This is a genomic window from Alcanivorax sp. HI0044 (assembly GCF_001634945.1).
Window position 1 is genome coordinate 1 of record NZ_LWEZ01000560.1, and the last position, 614, is coordinate 614.

General features: G+C 60.4%; 1 protein-coding gene and 1 pseudogene. Both read left to right on the top strand.

The window, feature by feature from the left end:
• Positions 1 to 134: pseudogene (locus A3730_RS06770) on the top strand (imidazoleglycerol-phosphate dehydratase); the annotation flags it as partial.
• Between the two features lie 23 nt (positions 135 to 157).
• On the top strand, positions 158 to 614 hold a 457-nt coding region (gene hisH / locus A3730_RS06775), incomplete at its 3' end, for an imidazole glycerol phosphate synthase subunit HisH (protein ID WP_063537764.1).

Consider the following 614-nt stretch of genomic DNA (forward strand, 5'->3'; position numbering starts at 1 on the left):
GCAAGAATGCGCACCACCAGGCTGAGACCGTGTTCAAGGCCTTTGGCCGCGCGCTCCGTATGGCGGTGGAGCCGGACCCGCGCATGGACGGTATTACCCCGTCTACCAAGGGTACCCTCAGCGAAAGCGAGTAACCGTACAGCACAGGCTCCCGAATATGAGTGAAGTCGTTGCCGTTATTGATTACGGCATGGGTAACCTGCACTCCGCAGGCAAGGCGCTGGAAAAGGTCGCCAATGGCCAGACCATCATCATCACCGGCGACCCGGATCAGGTCCGCGCGGCGGACCGGGTGGTCTTTCCCGGTGTGGGCGCCATTCGTGACTGCATCGCCGTTCTGAAAGACACGGGCCTGGATCAGGCGATTCGGGATGTGGCGAAAGCCGGCAAGCCATTGCTGGGGATTTGCGTCGGCATGCAGGCGATGATGGCCCGCAGTGAAGAAAATAACGGCGTGGATTGCCTGGGTATTTTCGACGGGCAAGTCACGTTTTTCGGTGAGCTGTTCAGCGATACCGGCACCCGTTTGAAAGTGCCGCACATGGGCTGGAACCAGGTACAGCAGGGCATGGCGCACCCCATGTGGGCGGGGATCGACAACCATGCCCGCTTTT